Annotated in this window: 1 protein-coding gene; it reads right to left on the reverse strand. The window is 72.7% G+C overall.

Annotation, left to right across the window (positions count from 1 at the left end):
• Positions 1 to 179: 179 nt before the first annotated feature.
• Positions 180 to 1,127 (reverse strand): isoaspartyl peptidase/L-asparaginase family protein (locus tag H5J30_RS34870; RefSeq protein WP_220189637.1); only part of this gene is annotated, 948 nt, incomplete at its 5' end.

The following is a 1,127-nucleotide window of genomic DNA, read 5'->3' on the forward strand; positions in this document are numbered from 1 at the left end:
GGGGACGGCGGCGGGGGTGGGGGTGAGGTGTCGGATGTGTGCCCTGGCGCACGGAAGCCTCCTGGCCGGTGGGGGGTCGCGCCGTCCGGGGCCGTCGCGGGGACCGGCCGCGGCCGGCACGGCGGGCACCAGGCTGGTGCAGCGGGCGGCGGGAGACAAGACCCCCGCCGCCCCTGCCGTCACTCGTCGGCGAAGATCCTGACGACGATCTCGCCGTCCGCGGTGGCGTAACCGCGGTACATGCCCGAGGTGTTGAAGGTGAACGCGAGGTTCTTGCGGGAGTCCAGCGCGATCACCCCGCCGGTGTCGTCGCCGCCGAGCGCCTCGGTCCTGTCGATCGCCGCCCCGGCCGCCTTGGACACCGACCGGCCCAGGTACTCGACCTGCGCGGAGATGGTGTGCGTGACGGCCTCGCGGATGAACAGCTCGCCGGTGCCGGTCGCGGAGGCCGCGATGTTCCCGTTCTTCGCGTACGTGCCCGCGCCGACGATCGGGGAGTCGCCGATGCGGCCGACGGGCTTGTTCGTCAGGCCGCCCGTCGACGTGCCGGCGGCCAGGTCGCCGTTGCCGTCGATGCCCACGGCGCCGACCGTGCCCGTCTCGCCGAAGTCGAAGTCCGACTCGCCGCCCTTGGCGGCCATCAGGGACTCCCAGCGCCGCTCGGTGAAGAAGTAGTCCTGGGTCACCAGGTCCATGCCGCGGTGCTGCGCGAAGCGCTCCGCGCCCTCGCCGCTCATCAGCACGTGCCGGGAGTGCTCCATCATCTCCCGTGCCAGGGAGATCGGGTTCTTGATGTGGGTCACCCCGGTGACCGCGCCGGTGTCCAGGGTCGCGCCGTCCATGACGGCGGCGTCCAGTTCGTTCTCCGCGTCGGTGGTGAACACCGCGCCCTTGCCGGCGTTGAACAGCGGTGAGTCCTCCAGCACGTTGATCGCCGCCTCGACGGCCGCGACGCTGGACTCCCCGTCCGCCAGCGCCTGCTGCCCGGTCCGGACGGCCTCGGTGAGCTTGGCCCGGTACTCCCGCTCCAGCTCGGGGGACATGTCCTCGCGCTTGAGCGTGCCGGCGCCGCCGTGGATGGCGAAGACGACGTCGCGCGCCCGCTCGGAGGTGTTGGGGTCGTCACC

The sequence above is a fragment of the Streptomyces phytophilus genome (assembly GCF_013870535.1).
Taxonomy (GTDB): domain Bacteria; phylum Actinomycetota; class Actinomycetes; order Streptomycetales; family Streptomycetaceae; genus Streptomyces; species Streptomyces phytophilus.